This is a genomic window from Candidatus Arsenophonus lipoptenae (assembly GCF_001534665.1).
In the GTDB taxonomy this organism is placed as follows: domain Bacteria; phylum Pseudomonadota; class Gammaproteobacteria; order Enterobacterales; family Enterobacteriaceae; genus Arsenophonus; species Arsenophonus lipoptenae.
In genome coordinates this window covers 221702-239223 of sequence record NZ_CP013920.1, presented here as the reverse complement: position 1 = coordinate 239223, position 17522 = coordinate 221702, and the positions used below count along the sequence as shown (strand labels likewise).

General features: G+C 27.1%; 13 protein-coding genes, 1 tRNA gene and 1 pseudogene. 10 read left to right on the top strand and 5 right to left on the bottom strand.

Annotated features, from left to right (window positions below):
* Positions 1-25 precede the first annotated feature (25 nt).
* From dnaQ to fbaA, 6 genes are all read left to right on the top strand, one after another.
* On the top strand, positions 26-769 hold the full coding sequence (gene dnaQ / locus AUT07_RS01055; protein WP_066283037.1) for a DNA polymerase III subunit epsilon: 744 nt from the start codon (positions 26-28) through the stop codon (positions 767-769).
* A gap of 109 nt (positions 770-878) precedes the next feature.
* Positions 879-955 (top strand) — tRNA-Asp (locus AUT07_RS01050).
* 296 nt (positions 956-1251) lie between these two features.
* Positions 1252-3246, top strand: a complete 1995-nt coding sequence (gene tkt / locus AUT07_RS01045) for a transketolase (protein ID WP_066283036.1) — start codon at positions 1252-1254, stop codon at positions 3244-3246.
* A gap of 237 nt (positions 3247-3483) precedes the next feature.
* Positions 3484-4521 (top strand): erythrose-4-phosphate dehydrogenase, encoded by a 1038-nt coding sequence (gene epd, locus AUT07_RS01040; protein WP_066283033.1) that lies wholly within the window; start codon positions 3484-3486, stop codon positions 4519-4521.
* 68 nt (positions 4522-4589) lie between these two features.
* Entirely contained in the window at positions 4590-5747 is a 1158-nt protein-coding gene (locus AUT07_RS01035; RefSeq protein ID WP_066283030.1) for a phosphoglycerate kinase, read from the top strand.
* A 60-nt stretch (positions 5748-5807) separates the two neighbouring features.
* Positions 5808-6887: a class II fructose-bisphosphate aldolase gene (fbaA, locus tag AUT07_RS01030; RefSeq protein ID WP_066283026.1), complete on the top strand. Its 1080-nt coding sequence runs from the start codon at positions 5808-5810 to the stop codon at positions 6885-6887.
* 244 nt (positions 6888-7131) lie between these two features.
* On the opposite strand, the gene znuB is transcribed toward fbaA, so the two are convergent.
* Positions 7132-7923 carry a zinc ABC transporter permease subunit ZnuB gene (gene znuB / locus AUT07_RS01025; protein ID WP_066283023.1) on the bottom strand — a complete coding sequence of 264 codons (792 nt, stop codon included), beginning with the start codon at positions 7921-7923 and terminating at the stop codon, positions 7132-7134.
* A gap of 57 nt (positions 7924-7980) precedes the next feature.
* The gene (gene znuC, locus AUT07_RS01020; protein ID WP_066283021.1) at positions 7981-8682 is read right to left on the bottom strand and encodes a zinc ABC transporter ATP-binding protein ZnuC; all 702 of its coding nucleotides are present in this window, start codon (positions 8680-8682) and stop codon (positions 7981-7983) included.
* A 105-nt stretch (positions 8683-8787) separates the two neighbouring features.
* Between znuC and znuA the strand changes: the two genes are divergently transcribed.
* Together znuA and mepM are read left to right on the top strand one after the other, a co-directional pair.
* On the top strand, positions 8788-9717 hold the full coding sequence (znuA, locus tag AUT07_RS01015) for a zinc ABC transporter substrate-binding protein ZnuA (protein ID WP_066283018.1): 930 nt from the start codon (positions 8788-8790) through the stop codon (positions 9715-9717).
* A 27-nt stretch (positions 9718-9744) separates the two neighbouring features.
* Positions 9745-11079, top strand: coding sequence for a murein DD-endopeptidase MepM (gene mepM / locus AUT07_RS01010; RefSeq protein ID WP_204200683.1), 1335 nt, complete (start codon positions 9745-9747; stop codon positions 11077-11079).
* Positions 11080-11532: 453 nt separating this feature from the next.
* On the opposite strand, the pseudogene AUT07_RS01005 reads toward mepM, so the two are convergent.
* From AUT07_RS01005 to gmk, 3 genes and pseudogenes are all read right to left on the bottom strand, one after another.
* Positions 11533-13014 (bottom strand): annotated as a pseudogene (locus AUT07_RS01005) (RelA/SpoT family protein); the annotation flags it as partial.
* A gap of 64 nt (positions 13015-13078) precedes the next feature.
* A complete protein-coding gene (gene rpoZ, locus AUT07_RS01000; RefSeq protein ID WP_066283014.1) occupies positions 13079-13312 on the bottom strand; it encodes a DNA-directed RNA polymerase subunit omega in 234 nt (77 codons plus the stop codon).
* A 50-nt stretch (positions 13313-13362) separates the two neighbouring features.
* The gene (gene gmk, locus AUT07_RS00995) at positions 13363-13986 is read right to left on the bottom strand and encodes a guanylate kinase (RefSeq protein ID WP_066283012.1); all 624 of its coding nucleotides are present in this window, start codon (positions 13984-13986) and stop codon (positions 13363-13365) included.
* A gap of 539 nt (positions 13987-14525) precedes the next feature.
* Between gmk and glyQ the strand changes: the two genes are divergently transcribed.
* Together glyQ and glyS are read left to right on the top strand one after the other, a co-directional pair.
* On the top strand, positions 14526-15425 hold the full coding sequence (glyQ, locus tag AUT07_RS00990; protein ID WP_066284142.1) for a glycine--tRNA ligase subunit alpha: 900 nt from the start codon (positions 14526-14528) through the stop codon (positions 15423-15425).
* Between the two features lie 16 nt (positions 15426-15441).
* Complete coding sequence (gene glyS / locus AUT07_RS00985) at positions 15442-17511, top strand: glycine--tRNA ligase subunit beta (protein WP_066283010.1); 2070 nt, start codon at positions 15442-15444, stop codon at positions 17509-17511.
* The last annotated feature ends 11 nt before the right edge of the window (positions 17512-17522 follow it).

Sequence of the window (17522 nt, the reverse complement as noted above, 5' to 3'; positions counted from 1 at the left end):
TTATAATTCTGACATAAAAGATATTATGAGCACAGATAATATAAGACAAGTTGTTCTTGATACTGAAACTACCGGTATGAATAAAGTAGGTATCCATTATGAAGGACATAATATTATTGAAATTGGTGCGGTTGAAATAATTAATCGCCGTATTACTGGTCGTTATCTTCATTTTTATGTAAAACCACCAAGATTAATTGATCATGATGCCTTTCTAGTACATGGAATTAATAATAAGTTTTTACAAAACAAACCATCTTTTTCTGAAATATCAGAAAAATTTTTAAATTTTATCCGAGATACTGAATTAATTATTCATAATGCTCCTTTTGATATAGGATTTATAGACTACGAATGTTCTATGTTAAATAAAAATATTCCTCCAATAAAAGATTTTTGTCGAATTACAGATAGCTTGATTTTAGCAAGACAACTATTTCCTGGAAAGCGTAATAATCTTGATGCTTTATGTGAACGTTATCATATTAATAATTCAAAACGTAAATTACATAGTGCATTGCTAGATGCTAAGATTTTAGCTGAAGTTTACATGGCAATGACTGGTGGACAAACATCTTTAGCATTTTCATTTGATTCAGATTTAGATAATGATATTTTTTTTGATAAAGTAAATAAACAAACTAATAAATTAAGAGTAGCTTATGCCAATAAAGAAGAAATTATTTCTCATGAAGCAAAATTAGATTTTATTGAAAAAAAAAGTGGAAAAATTTCTTTATGGCGATTATATGATACTCTTAAAGAGTAAAATAAAGTTTAAATTTTTAAGATATTGATAAAATAAATATAAAATTATTTTTATTAAAATATTGACGTATAGATGACTGATTCGTAATATTATATAAACGCTAATTTTAGGTGCGGTAGTTCAGCTGGTTAGAATACCGGCCTGTCACGCCGGGGGTCGCGGGTTCAAGTCCCGTCCGCACCGCCAGTATTATGTTAAAATTTATATTTTTTATAATATAAATTATAGATCTTTTCTAGTAAAATCATATTCAATGATATTAGTTTTTACTTAGCATTAATATAAATATAGTAATATTTTTGATGTTTATATAACATCACTCTATATTATTTATATCTTATTTTTAAAAGTTTTTTATTAAAAGAGTTTTTTATTATCAATAAGTTTTGTTATTGTTATATTTATAAAATATATTATTTTATAGAAAATAATGTACAGAAAATATATATAAATTTTGTGATTTATTAGTTATGGAGCATACAATGGTCACCCGTAAAATTCTTGCTAATGCTATACGTTTTCTTAGTATGGATGCAGTACAGAAGGCAAATTCAGGTCATCCAGGAACACCAATGGGGATGGCAGATATTGCTGAAGTACTCTGGAGAGATTATTTGAACCATAATCCATCTAACCCTAAATGGATAAATCGTGACCGCTTTGTTCTATCTAATGGACATGCTTCAATGCTACTTTACAGTTTATTATATCTTACAGGTTATGATTTATCGATAGAAGAATTAAAAAATTTTCGTCAATTATACTCAAAAACACCAGGACATCCTGAATATGGCCACACACCAGGTGTTGAAACCACAACTGGACCACTAGGCCAAGGAATAGCAAATGCTGTAGGATTTGCTATTGCTGAGCGAACTTTAGCTAATCAATTTAATCGTCCTGGCCATAATATTATTGATCATTATACTTATGCATTTATGGGTGATGGTTGTATGATGGAGGGTATTTCACATGAAGTTTGTTCATTGGCTGGAACATTAAAATTAGGTAAATTAATTGTTTTTTATGATGATAATGGTATTTCGATTGATGGTGATGTAAAAAATTGGTTTACAGATAATACAGCAAAACGTTTTGATGCTTATAATTGGCATGTTATAGATGGAATTGATGGACATAATACAGAACAAATAAAATTATCAATTGAACAAGCTCGCGAAGTTATAGATAAACCATCTTTATTAATATGCAAAACAATAATTGGTTATGGTTCATTACATAAAGCTGGTTCAGAAATAGTACATGGCTCACCTTTAGGTGAAAATGAAATTTTAGAAATTAGAAAAGCACTCGAATGGCCTTATTCATCTTTTGAGATACCGGAAGATATTTTAAAAGCTTGGAATGCGTGTACAATAGGTAAAAAAAAAGAAGTTATTTGGCGTGAGAAATTTGCTTCTTATAAAAATTCGTATTTACAATTAGCAGATGAATTTATTCGTCGTATTAATGGTACATTACCTATTAATTGGTCATCTGTAGTAAAAAATTTTATAGAAAAAATACAACATAATCCTGATAATATTTCTAGTCGTAAAGCTTCTCAGAATACTTTAGATGTTTTTGGTCATATACTTCCTGAACTTTTAGGAGGTTCTGCTGATTTAGCTCAAAGCAATTTAACGATGTGGTCAAATTCTAAATCAATAAAACACGATCCATCTGGTAATTATATTCACTATGGTGTACGTGAATTTGGTATGTCAGGCATTATCAATGGTATTGCTTTGCATGGTGGTTTTATTCCTTATGGTGCAACATTTTTAATGTTTCTTGAATATGCACGTAATGCGGTACGTATGGCTGCATTAATGAAAATTCATAGTATATTTATATATACTCATGATTCTATAGGTTTAGGTGAAGATGGTCCAACTCATCAACCTATTGAACAATTAGCTAGTTTACGTATGACACCAAATATAAGTACTTGGCGTCCTTGTGATCAAGTTGAATCTATTATTTCATGGCAGTATGCAATTGAACGCAAAGATGGTCCAAGTGCATTAATTTTTTCACGTCAGGTTCTTTGTTATCAATCACGTGATAGCAACCAATTATCTAATATTATAAAAGGTGGTTATGTGCTTAGAGATAGTACAGAACAACCAGAGCTTATTTTGATTGCAACTGGTTCTGAAGTGGAATTAGCTGTTAAGGCTTACGAAAAATTGACTATTGATGGTTATAACATAAGAGTAGTTTCTATGCCATCAACTGATACTTTTGATAAACAGGATCTTGATTATCGTGAATCTGTATTACCTTCTTCAGTTACTGCTCGTCTTGTTATTGAGGCAGGTATTCCTGATTATTGGTATAAATATATTGGCACAACTGGTTCTGTTATTGGTATATGTACTTTTGGCGCATCAGCGCCGTCAAAAGTATTATTTAAAAAATTTGGTTTTACTATAGAAAATGTTATTACTAGGGCAAAATCTTTATTACATTAAAAAATAGATGAAATTATTTGCGCATTTTATATAATATAGATGTACTTTTTACAGCAAAAATTTTTGGTATATTGCGATTTTTTAGTATCGTAAAAGTGCTAAAAGTTTTGTTTTTTAGATTGATAATTTAAAATTACAGTATAATTATTGTTAATAATAAAAATTTTTAGTAGAAAAGCTGTAATTATCAGTATTCTTAGCAGTTAAAAAAAGTAGTTATTAAATTAAAGGAATAGTATGGTAGTTAGAGTAGCACTTAATGGTTTTGGGAGAATAGGGCGTAGTGTATTAAGAGCTCTTTATGAATCTAATCACAGAACTCAAATTTCTGTTGTTGCAATTAATGAAATTGCTAGTTCTGAAGGTATGGCTCATTTACTAAAATATGATTCTAGTCATGGTAGATCTACTTTAGATATTAGTCTTGACAAAGATTTACTAATGGTAGGAAATGATAGTATTCATTTATTTCATCAAGATAAAATTGAAGAACTTCCATGGCATTCATTAGATATAGACGTAGTACTAGATTGTACTGGTGTTTATGGATCAAAAGAAGATGGGTATGCTCATTTATCTAGTGGTGCAAAAAAGGTTTTATTTTCTCATCCTGGAAGTAGTGATCTTGATGCAATTATTGTATATGGTGTCAATGATAACATATTAAAGAATAGTGATAAATTAGTATCAAATGCATCATGTACTACAAATTGTATTATTCCTATTATAAAAATATTAGATGATGCTTTAAATATCGAATATGGAACTGTAACAATAATGCATGCAGCAATGAATGATCAGCAGGTTATTGATACTTATAATTCAGATTTACGGAAAACACGTGCTGCTAGCCAATCTATTATCCCAATTGATACTAAGTTAGCTTCTAGTATTACACGTATATTTCCTAAATTTAAAAATCATTTTGAAGCAATATCAGTTCGTGTGCCTACTATTAATGTAATGGCAATTGATCTTAATGTAATAGTGAGATCTAAAGTAACAGTAAAAAAAGTTAATCAAATTTTACAACAGGCAGCTAAGGGGTCGTTTAATGGTATAGTTGATTATACTGAAGTTCCATTGGTATCAACAGATTTTAATCATGATCCACATAGTGCTATTGTTGATGGCACACAAACTCGTGTAAGTGGTCAATATTTAATTAAGATTTTTGTTTGGAGTGATAATGAATGGGGTTTTGCTAATAGAATGTTGAATACTACATTAGCAATGGCTACTACTGGATTTAGTAATTCTATATGTATAAGATAATATATATGTATTTTATTTTTAATATTAGAAGTTATTTAATATTTTAAAATTCAATAAGAGAATTAATTATGTCTCTAATTAAAATGACTGATTTAGATTTATATGACAAAAGAATATTTATACGTTCTGATTTAAATGTTCCCATTAATAATGGTAAAATTACTTCTGATATGAGAATTAGAGCATCTTTACCTACTATTGAAACAGCTTTAAAACAAAATGCAAAAGTTATGATAACATCACATTTAGGATGTCCAATTGAAGGTGTATATAATGAGATTTTTTCATTACAACCAATTGTAGATTATTTAAAAGAAAAGCTTAAATATCCTGTCCGTTTGGTAAAAGATTATTTAAATGGAGTTGAAGTTATTAAAGGTGAATTGGTAGTCTTAGAAAATGTACGGTTTAATATAGGAGAAAAAAAGAATGATGAAATTCTTTCTAAACAATATGCAGCACTTTGTGATATCTACGTAATGGATGCTTTTGGCACGTCTCATCGTATGCATGCATCAACTTATGGTATTGCAAATTTTGCACCTATATCATGTTCAGGATTACTATTATCCTCTGAATTAGAAGTATTAACTAAAGTTTTAAAAAATCCTGATCGGCCAATGGTTGTTATAGTTGGTGGTTCAAAGGTTTCTACTAAATTAACTATATTAGATTCTTTAACAAAGATTGCTGATCAGATTATTGTAGGTGGAGGGATTGCAAATACTTTTATTGCTGCTAAAGGTTATAATATTGGTCGTTCTTTATATGAAGCTAGTTTAGTCCCAGAAGTGAAAAAATTACTATCCATTTGTGATATTTTTATACCTAATGATGTTTGTGTAGCAACAGAATATTCTGCTAAGGCAGAAAAAAAATTAAGATTTGTTGATGAAATTAAAGATAATGAATTGATTTTAGATTTAGGTGATAAATCAGTTAAAATATTAACTAATATCATTAAAGAGGCAAAAACTATTCTGTGGAATGGCCCAATTGGAGTATTTGAGTTGCCTAATTTTAGGAATGGTACGGCAATAATTTCACAAGCTATTGCAGATAGTCAAGCTTTTTCTGTCGCTGGTGGTGGTGATACAATAGCAGCTATTGATCTATTTGGTATTAAGGATAAAATATCTTATATTTCTACTGGTGGTGGTGCTTTTCTTAAATTTATTGAAGGTAAAAAATTACCAGCAGTTGCAGTTTTAGAAGAACGATCTTAATAAGTAATTTAAGAAATTACAAGTATTATGAATTACCTATCTAAAATAGGACGTTATCTCATGTATAAAATATTTAAATTTATAAAACCAGATATTATCATTGGAGATGATGTACAAAAAGTTTTTGCTGTTGCAAAAGAGCATAAATTTGCATTACCAGCAGTTAATTGTATAGGTACAGACTCAATTAATGTTGTTTTAGAAACTGCTGCTAAAGTTAGTTATCCGGTTATTATTCAATTTTCTTATGGTGGTGCTTTATTTATTGCTGGTAAGGGTTTAAAAATAGAAGATCATAAAGCGGCAATTTTAGGGGCTACTTCAGGCGCTCATCATGTACATAAAATGGCAAAACATTATGGAGTAGCAGTAATATTACATACTGATCATTGTAATCTTAAATTATTACCTTGGATTGACGGTTTATTAGATGTAGGCGAGAAATTTTACAAAATTACTGGTAAACCTTTATTTTCATCTCACATGTTAGATTTATCTGAAGAATCTTTAGTGGATAATATTGATATTTGTTCTCAATATTTACAACGGATGAAAAAAATTGGAATGACATTAGAAATTGAATTAGGTTGTACTGGAGGAGAGGAAGATGGTATTGATAATACAAGTTTAGATAATGCGTCACTTTATACTCAGCCTGAAGATGTTGCTTATGCTTATGAAAAATTAATTAAAATTAGTCATAGATTTACAATTGCTGCATCTTTTGGTAATGTGCATGGTGTTTATAAGCCAGGAAACATTAAATTGATACCTAAAATTCTTAAAAATTCACAGCAATATGTTACAAAGAAATTTAATTTACCAACAAAAAATAATATAAATTTTGTTTTTCACGGTGGTTCAGGATCAAATATTGAAGATATTCATGAGGCAATTAATTACGGTGTTGTAAAAATGAATATTGATACTGATATTCAGTGGGCAACTTGGATAGGTATTTTAAATTATTATAAAAATAATAAAGATTATTTACAAAGTCAATTAGGTAATCCAGACGGTGCAGATAAACCTAATAAAAAATATTATGATCCTCGTATTTGGTTACGAATGGGTCAAACTTCTATGGTTAATCGTTTGGAAATAGTATTTAAACAATTAAATTGTATTAATGTATTATGAATATTTATTATATAAAAGATTTGTTGATGTTATATTTGATATGTTAAATTTTAGGAAAATATTAACATAATCATCCAATCTTAAATAAAGTATTATCTAATCAAAAAACGTATTTGTAAATAAATAATAAATCTATTATTTATAACTATTTTAGTCATTATAAATTGTCACTGAAAAATAGTTTAAAAAATTAATATAAAACAAAAGTGTATTTATTTTTTTTATTAAAAAATATTTTGTTAATCTAAGTTGAATTATTTATTTTAAAAAATAAACTTATTATAAATAATATGCTAGAACAAATTACAACAGAAGGACCAGCTGGGGTATCATAATATACAGATAAAGCTAATCCAGAAGTTATTGCAACCATTCCACTAATAATTGCAGCTATTGACATTTGTTCTGGTGTTTTAGAAAAATGTCTTCCAGTAGCAGCAGGAATAATTAATAATGATGTGATAATTAAAGCACCAACGAATTTCATTGCTATACCTATAGTAAGAGCAGTTATTAATATTAGTAGTATTTTTAGTTGCTGTATTTTTATGCCATCAACATATGCTAAATCCTGATTTACTGTTATTAATAATAGATTACGCCATTGCCAAATAAGAATTAAACAAACAATGGTAACAACTATTGCAATTGAGAAAATATCTTCAGTTGTTACTGATAACAAATCACCAAATAAATACACCATAAGATCCATACGAATATTTCTCATTAAACTAATTACTACTAATCCAAGTGATAAAGTACTATGAGCAATTATTCCTAATAAAGTATCTATTGCTAGTTGAGGTTTTTTTTCCAGCCAAACTAATAATATTGAAAGAATAAATGTTATGCTAATAACAGAATAAAACAAATTGATATTAATTAATAAACCAAAAGCAATGCCACATAATGAGGCATGAGCAAGAGTATCACCAAAGTATGACATACGTCGCCATACAATAAAGGATCCTAGCGGTCCTGCCGCAATTGTTAATAGCATACCAGCTACCCAACCAGGTAATAATAATTCAATCATGATAATAGTATATATCCTATAGTTGTATCATTAATATTATTAATCTAGTTATATTAATTATTGATGATTATGACGATAGATACCTATTTTTTTTACCGCAATATGTCCAAACATATTAATAAATTGAGGATTTAAAGCTATATCTTCAGGCCTCCCTGAGCAACATATTTTTTTATTAATACATAATACTTGATCGGTTTTAGCCATTACTAAATGAAGATCATGTGATATTATAAAAACAGCACAATTTAATTCATTACGAATACTATCAATTAAATTATATAAAGCTATCTGACCATTTATATCCACACCTTGTGTTGGTTCATCTAAAACTAGTAATTGTGGTGGATTAAGTAATGTACGCGCAAGTAAAATACGTTGAATTTCACCAGTAGATAATTTATGCATTTGTTTATCAATAAGATGATCTGCGCCAACACGCATTAATACAGGAATAATGTGATTAGTTTTTATGCCAGTTTTTAATGTCATAAATCGTTTAACTGTTAAAGGCATTATTATATCCAGTGATAATTTTTGTGGTACATAACCACTATTTAGTTTTGCATTATAAATTATTTTTCCTTTGGTTGGGAAAATTAATCCAAGTATTATTTTAGCTAATGTAGATTTGCCAGCTCCATTTGGGCCTAATAGTGTTAATATTTCCCCTGCGTGTAAATCTAAGGAAATGTTTTCGATAATTTTAGATGAACCAAAATTAACAGAGATATTTTTTAAGCTCAATAATGTTTGCATTATAAATAATTCTTGCAGGATAATTAAAATATTATATTATAACATAATATAAAATATATTTATGGATACTATCTATGTTATATAAAAAAAAATGTTTTTAGTATTATGAAAAAAAAACATTTTCTTTTAGGATTTTTATTAAGTATTTTTTCTACTACTTATGCTGATGTAGTTACATCAATACGTCCATTAGGTTTTATTGCAGCAGCTATAACTGATGGTGTTACTAATGTAAAAATATTATTACCTGATGGTATTTCGCCGCATGATTATTTCTTAAAACCTTCAGATTTAATAAAAATTAAAACAGCTGATCTTTTTATTTGGGTAGGATCAGATCTGGAAACTTTTTTAAAAAAACCATTATCTCAATTACCAAATCATAAAAGAGTATCATTAATTGAAGATCAAGCTATTAAAAAGCTTTTATTAAAAAATACTAATCATAATCATGTTATAGATAACAATCTGCCGGATAAGAATCGTAAAAATATTTTTCATTATCATTCACATGCTGAGTATAATATGCATATATGGTTATCACCATGTATTGCACGTATTATAGCTAATATAATACATCATAGATTAGTTATTTTATATCCTAAATATAAAAAATATTTTGATAAAAATCTGCGTTATTTTGAAGAACAAATAACTAAAACTGATGAAAATCTTAATAAAATGTTGCAAACAATTAAATATAAAAGATATTTTGTATTTCATGATGCTTATAGTTACTTTGAAAAACGTTATAGCTTAGCTTCATTAGGTTATTTTATTATTAATCCTAATATTCATCCTGGTGCAAAAAAATTACATAAAATAAGAACTACGTTAATTCAAGAAAAGGCAATTTGTGTTTTTGCTGAACCACAATTTAGGCCAGCTATTATTCAAGCGGTTATAAAAGATACTAATGTACATATGGGAACATTAGATCCATTAGGTGGGGGTATTGAATTAAATAAAGATAGCTATGTAGAGTTTTTGGCAAAGTTATCTAATCAATTTAAAAATTGTCTAGATAAAAATTAGTTAGAAGGAATTAAAAACGTGTATCAGATGGCTAAAATTATAGCTCAAGCATACAGTAATTCACCTAAACCACATAAAATCATGTTATTTACGTTAAGTGTAATAACATTAGCTATAACATTTTGGCAACCTATAATTATTTTATCAGACGATCAAGAAGTAAAAATTACTTCACAAGAATTACAAATAAAATCAAATATTATAATTCCTAATAAAGATCAGATAAAATCTGATAAAAATAAGTTAAATAGTTTAGATAGTAATAATAGCGAACAATTACCTGATGAAGGAGTAATTAATGAAAAAGGAATTGTTTCTACAGAGGCATATATTATTTCATATAATGATAATTTAACTGGTGTTTTAACACAGTATAGTTTAGATATTAATGATATTATAGCATTATCTAATCAATATCAAGATTTACGTAATTTAAAAGTTGGACAAACTTTAAGTTGGGAGTTAAATAAAGATGGAAGATTACAAACATTAAAATGGATTATATCACAACGTGAAACTCGTATATTTACTAGACAAGGTAAATCAACTAAATTTAATGAAGAAAAACAAATTCGTCGTGGTGTTTGGTCTGATGTAGTTATTCAAGGTAAAATAAATAACAATTTTACTTTTAGTGCAGTTAATGCAGGTTTAACATATAACGAAGCACATGAGGTTTCTAAAGCACTACAATGGCAAATTGATTTACGAAAACTAAAATCTGGTGATAAATTTTCTATTTTGTTAAGTCGTGAAATAATTGATGGTCATAGTAAACAAAGTCGTTTATTAGGTGTATATATATTAACTAACGGTAAAAATTACTATGCATTTCGAGCTCAAAATGGTCACTATTATGATAGTGAAGCTAATAGTTTAGAGCAAGAATTTCTACGTTATCCTACTGCTAATATTTTTAAAGTTTCTTCTCCTTTTAGTTTACGACGTATTAATCCAGTAACTGGACGTATTTCACCTCATCAGGGTGTAGATTTTTCTATGCCAGTAGGTACTCCAATATTAGCAGTTGGGGATGGTGAAGTTATTGTATCTAAATACAGTATTGCAGCTGGTAATTTTATTGCTATTCGTCATAGTCCTCAATATACTACCCGTTATATGCATTTATGTAAATTATTAGTTAAACCAGGACAGAAAGTAAAAAAAGGTGATCGTATTGGATTATCAGGTAATACAGGACGTACTACAGGTGCTCATTTGCACTATGAATTATGGTTTAATCAGCATGCAGTTAATCCATTAGTTGCAAATTTACCTTATACAAGCAGATTAACAGGTAAGGAGCGTCAACTATTTTTAGCATTTGTTAAAGAAAATAAATTAAAACTGAACATCAATTAATCTATAAAGTTATTTTTGTATTTACTAGTTTATATTTTATTAAAAATAAAATATAAACTATAATATTAAAAATATATTTTTAATATTTATTATTTTATTTTATTTAAATCTAAGACATTAAAAGTGTAGTTTAGTGACTAATATTAGTTGACATAATATATTTATAAAAAATAAGGATAATTAAATAAATTTAATCTGTTTTATAGATTTTATGCAGTTTTCTATTATATTTTTATTATTTTTTAGTATAGTAAATAACTATAAATATAAAATTACGTTAATTAAATAATTTTAAATCTAAAATTATTTACCTATTATTTAATAATAATCATCGTAATATTAATGCAAATTTAAGATTTATATTATTAATTAATAAATATTTATAAATAAATATCTAATATCAATTTTTTTTGCTATAATATTTTATTATTATCTTATATTTATATCTTTACTTAAAGATTGATTTAGTAATTTACTGTTTAAATTAATAGTGTTTTCTAGTTTTAAATTTTGAAGTGTTTGACGTATTTTTGTTCTTGCTTTTAAACTAACAACAAAATTTAACCAGGTTAAGCTTGGTTGAGCTCTAGGAGAAGTAATAATTTCTATGGTTTGTCCATTACTTAAAGATTTAGATAAAGGATAAGGTTGACGGTCTACCCTAGCTCCAATACATGCATGACCTATATTTGTATGAATAGCATAGGCAAAATCAACTGGAGTTGCTCCAGTAGGTAGTTTTATAATACTACCTTTAGGTGTAAAAACATAAATTTCATCTGGAAAAAGTTCATATTTTATATTTTCTATGAATTCAAAAGAATTACCTGTATTTTTTTGTAGTTCTAATAGACTTTGTATCCAACGTTTTGTTTTAATTTGAGTAGTTATACAAGAATTTTCTTGTTCTTTATATTTCCAGTGAGCTGCTATACCCATTTCTGCTATTTGATCCATGTCTTCAGTACGAATTTGTATTTCTATTGGTATACCGTGCGGTCCAATCATTGATGTATGTAAAGATTGATAACCATTTACTTTTGGAATAGCAATATAATCTTTTACTTGTCCTGGCCTAGGATTATATAAACAATGTATTTGATTAAGAACACGATAACAAGTATCAATATCATGAACTATGATGCGAAAGGAGTATATATCTAAAATTGAATGGAACCATTGTTCTTTAAGGCACATTTTTTGGTATATTGAATACAAATGTTTTTTTCTACCGTATACCCTAGAAGGTATTTTAGCTTTTAATAATCTATATTCTATTTCTGTTATTATTTTTTTTATTATTTCTTTTCTATTATAATGATACGTCTTTACTATTTCTTTAATCATTTTATATCTATTAGGATAGAGTGCTTCAAATCCTAATTCTTCTAATTCAGTTTTTAAATGATTAATGCCTAAACGATGTGCTAGTGGGCTATAAATTTCTAATGTTTCTTTTGCTATTCTACGTCTTTTTTCTATACCTAGGAATCCTAAAGTACGCATATTATGGGTTCGATCTGCTAGTTTAATTAAAATTACGCGAATATCTCGAACCATAGCCATAATAACTTTATTTAAATTTTCTGCTTGAGCCTCTTGTTTATCACGAAATTTAAAATTATCTAGTTTTGATACCCCCTCAACTAGTCCAGCAACTGTCTTGCCAAACAGTTGTTTTATATCTTGAAAAGATGTAGATGTATCTTCGATAACATCGTGCAGTAATGCAGCCATTAATGTTTCATGATCTAAACGCATTTCTGTCAAAATACATGTCACTGCTACTGGATGAGTGATATAAGGTTCACCACTTAAACGTATTTGTCCTTTATGTGCATCTCTAGCAACAATATAAGCTTGTTGTAGCAATAAGATCTGTTTTTTTGAGAGATATTCCCGAAAAAAATTATTTAGGACTTCAAATAGGCACAATTTACACTTACCTTCAAGTTAACAATGTACTTTTTTAATAATATTTAGATACTTTTTTACATTTCTATAGTTGTTTGTTTTGTGATTCCTTATGTTCAATCATATCTAAAATACTAATATTAATTAAATCAGATTCTATTTCTCTTAATGAAATTACTGTGACTTTATCGTTATTTTCTTTAATTAAAGGATGTTTACCTTTTATTTGTAATTGCCTAGCACGACATGCGGCTACTAAAATTAAATCAAAACGATTACCGATTTTTTCTACTGCATCTTGAACTGTTACGCGAGCCATATTATAATATCCAAAGATAAAAAAATTTTATTTATTATACTAAATATTTTTTAATCTTCCAATAATTTATTAATTAAATTATCATATCTATGCATTTGATATTTCAATTTTAAATGTCTAGATTTAATAATAGATTTTAAATTATCTAATGCAATATTAAAATCATCATTAATAATGATGTAATCATATTCTCTATAATGTTTTATTTCAGTAATTGTTTGTTTTATACGTATATTGATATTTTCTTCACTATCTTGACCACGTGTATATAACCGATGCATTAATTCATTTTTAGATGGTGGTAATATAAAAATAGTGCAAACTCTAGGCATTTTGTTTCTGATTTGTTGTGCTCCTTGCCAATCTATTTCTAGAAATACATCAACACCACTATTAAGAATTTTTTCATTTATTGAACGAGAAGTTCCATAATAATTTCCAAAAATATAAGCATATTCAAAAAAATCATTATGTTTAATCATTTTTTGAAATTTTTCTTTGGTAATAAAAAAATAATGTTCTCCGTTTTTTTCATCAGTACGTTTCATTCTAGTGGTATGTGAAATAGATACTCTTATATTATAAGATAATTGAGTTTTTAATAAAGCTTTGATAAGACTGGATTTTCCAGTACCACTTGGAGCAGATATAACATACAATGTTCCCTGTATCATAGTTTTTAATTATTCAGTTAATAATTGAATATTCTCAAAATATAAATTTTTATCACAAAATTATAAATGCATTAATAATATTTTAATTAGTTATAAAAATTAATATTTTGATGATTATTTTGTAATAAAAAATCTGTAATAAAAAAGAAAATAAATTTTATATTTATAATATAAGTTTCTTGGATCATTTTTTATGTTTATTTAATGTATTAATATTGACATATTAAAAACAAAAAAATTATATTAATAGTTTATAAAATAGAAATAAAGAATCATTAACATTATATATAAAATGTCTGTATATGTACTTTATTATTTATAATAATATTATTAATAGAATATTATATATTAAAATCTAATAACAGTATATGTATAAAATAATAATGAAAGCTTGTCTTATATTTTTTATTTTGCATTATTATTTTTGTTTATGAATTAATTTTACTTCAATACATAAATATTGACATTTTATGTTATATAGTTAACGATGTTAATAATTATAATTTATTTGTAAATTCAGTATGCAATGTAAGTTTAATATAAAAAAATTTAATATTAAGGTTTTTCAGGAGTTAATTTTTGCATTGCAAGACTACTGGGCTTGTCAAGGTTGTAGTATTATCCAATCATTAGATATAGAGGTAGGTGCAGGAACCTCTCATCCAATGACTTTTTTAAGGGCACTAGGTCCTGAACCAGTAGCTGCAGCTTATGTGCAACTATCTCGACGACCAACTGATGGGCGTTATGGTGAAAACCCTAATCGTTTACAACGGTATCATCAATTTCAAGTTATTATTAAACCATCACCAGATAATTTTCAAGAATTGTATCTTGATTCATTAAAAGCTTTGGAATTAGATTTAACCACTCATGATATCCGATTTGTAGAAGATAATTGGGAAAATGCAACTTTAGGAGCTTGGGGGTTGGGCTGGGAAGTTTGGTTAAATGGAATGGAGATCACTCAATTTACTTATTTTCAGCAAGTAGGTGGTTTGGAATGTAAACCTGTTACAGGTGAAATAACTTATGGTCTTGAGAGATTAGCTATGTATATTCAAGGAGTGGATAATATATATGATTTACTTTGGTCAGATGGCTTATTAGGCAAAATAACTTATGGTGATATTTATCATCAGAATGAAGTTGAGCAATCAGTTTATAATTTTGAATGTGCTAATATTAATTTTTTATTTGAAAGTTTTGAATGGTATGAAAAAGAAGCTAAAGATTTACTTTCACTAAAAATTTCACTACCCTTACCAGCTTATGAATGTATTTTAAAAGCTACTCATTTATTTAATTTATTAGATGCACGTAAAGCAATTTCGGTTACTGAACGACAACGATATATTTTACGTATTCGTACTTTAACTAAAAGAGTAGCAGAAGTTTATTATATTTCCCGTAAGAAATTAGGTTTTCCAAATTTGTAAAAATTAAAAGGTTATTATTATGGAACAAAATTTTTTAGTGGAAATAGGTACAGAAGAATTACCACCTAAATCTCTTCGTTCATTAGCAGAATCCTTTGCAAAAAATTTTAGAAATCAATTAAATTTAATTAATATTCAGTATAATGAAGTATTATGGTATGCATCTCCACGTCGTTTAGCATTAAAAGTAATAAATTTAGCTAAATATCAAAATGATCGTCAAGTAAAAAACCGTGGTCCAGCAATTAATCAAGCTTTTGATTCTAAAGGTAATCCTACCCAAGCTGCGAAAAGATGGGCACATAATTGTGGAATTAATTTAAATCAGGCAAAACGTTTAATCACAGATAAAGGAGAATATTTATTTTATTTTTCTGTTGTAAAAGGTAATGATACAAGAATACTTCTTTTAGATATAGTAATTAATTCTTTAAGACAATTACATATTTCAAAATTAATGAGATGGGGTAATAAGGATGCACCTTTTATTCGACCTGTTCATACTTTAATTATGTTATTTGGTGATAATTTAATAGATGGTGAATTATTTGGAGTACAAAGTAGTCGTGTAATTTATGGACATAGATTTATTGGTGAATCTAAAATTATCGTTACTTCAGCTGAACAATATCCAGCAATATTATATGAACGTGGTAAAGTTATTGCTGATTATGAAGATCGTAAAAAATTAATTAAACATGAAATAAATAAGATAGCACAAAAATTAGGTGGTATTGCTTTATTTACTGATAGTTTATTGGAAGAAGTAACTTCATTAGTTGAGTGGCCAGTTGTATTACATGGAAAATTTGAAAATAAATTTTTATCAATACCAAAAGAAGTTATAATCCACACTATGAAATATGATCAAAAATATTTTCCAATTTATGATCATTTTGGTAATTTAATGTCTGATTTTATATTTGTTGCTAATATTGAATCTGTTAATCCTAAAGAGATTATTATAGGTAATGAAAAAGTAATGCGTCCACGTTTAGTAGATGCTGAATTTTTTTATAAATATGATCGCAAAAAATGTTTAGAAGATTATTTACCTGAATTGGAAACCATTGTATTTCAAGAAAAATTAGGTACATTGCGTGATAAAACTGATCGTTTAAAAGTTTTGACTCAGTGGATTAGTTCTAAAGTTGGTGCATATGTTAATCATTCTGTACGTGCCGCTCTATTATCAAAATGCGATTTAGTTACAAATATGGTATTTGAATTTCCTTCTATACAGGGAATTATTGGTATGCATTACGCTCTTTTAGATGGTGAATTTAATGATGTAGCAGTAGCAATTAAAGAACACTATCAACCTCGGTTTTCTGGTGACAAATTACCATCTAATTTAATTGCAGTTACATTAGCATTAGCTGATAAAATTGATACACTAGTAGGCATTATTGGTATTGGACAACATCCAAAAGGTAATAAAGATCCATTTGCATTGCGTAGGATTGCATTTGGTTTATTACGTATTATTATCGAAAAAGGTTATGATTTAGATTTATTATCTTTAACACAACAAACTGTTTATTTTTATGGAAATAAATTAAGTAATAAAAATGTTATTAATGATGTAATAGAATTTATGTTTAAACGATTTTTATCTTTTTATAAAGAAAAAGGATATCGTATAGATACGATTCAATCTGTTTTAGCTATGAAACCTACTAAACCTTTAGATTTTGATGCTCGTGTAAAAGCTATTACTTTTTTTAGAACTTTAGAAGTATCTGAGGCACTTATAATCTCTAATAAACGTATAGCTAATATTTTGAATCAAGCAAATGAAAAATTAAATAAAAATATTATAACTAGTATGTTAATACTACCTGAAGAAGTTAATTTAGCATCTCGTGTAATGATTTTACAAACTAAATTAGAATCTTTTTTTGCTAATAAAAAATACAAAAGTGCCCTAATTGAATTAGCCTCATTACGCGGGGTTATAGATGATTTTTTTGATAATGTTATGATTATGGACTCTAAACAAATATTGAGGATTAATCGTTTGACATTATTAAATCAGTTGTATAGTTTATTTTTACGAATAGGTAATATTTCTTTATTACATTAACAGAATTTTAA

Excerpts from the sequence above, each read along its gene's own strand:
- dnaQ (WP_066283037.1), top strand. The coding sequence starts at position 26 with ATGAGCACAGATAATATAAGACAAGTTGTTCTTGATACTGAAACTACC.
- tkt (WP_066283036.1), top strand. The coding sequence starts at position 1,252 with ATGGTCACCCGTAAAATTCTTGCTAATGCTATACGTTTTCTTAGTATG.
- epd (WP_066283033.1), top strand. The coding sequence starts at position 3,484 with ATGGTAGTTAGAGTAGCACTTAATGGTTTTGGGAGAATAGGGCGTAGT.
- AUT07_RS01035 (WP_066283030.1), top strand. The coding sequence starts at position 4,590 with ATGTCTCTAATTAAAATGACTGATTTAGATTTATATGACAAAAGAATA.
- fbaA (WP_066283026.1), top strand. The coding sequence starts at position 5,808 with ATGTATAAAATATTTAAATTTATAAAACCAGATATTATCATTGGAGAT.
- znuB (WP_066283023.1), bottom strand. The coding sequence starts at position 7,923 with ATGATTGAATTATTATTACCTGGTTGGGTAGCTGGTATGCTATTAACA.
- znuC (WP_066283021.1), bottom strand. The coding sequence starts at position 8,682 with ATGCAAACATTATTGAGCTTAAAAAATATCTCTGTTAATTTTGGTTCA.
- znuA (WP_066283018.1), top strand. The coding sequence starts at position 8,788 with ATGAAAAAAAAACATTTTCTTTTAGGATTTTTATTAAGTATTTTTTCT.
- mepM (WP_204200683.1), top strand. The coding sequence starts at position 9,745 with ATGGCTAAAATTATAGCTCAAGCATACAGTAATTCACCTAAACCACAT.
- rpoZ (WP_066283014.1), bottom strand. The coding sequence starts at position 13,312 with ATGGCTCGCGTAACAGTTCAAGATGCAGTAGAAAAAATCGGTAATCGT.
- gmk (WP_066283012.1), bottom strand. The coding sequence starts at position 13,986 with ATGATACAGGGAACATTGTATGTTATATCTGCTCCAAGTGGTACTGGA.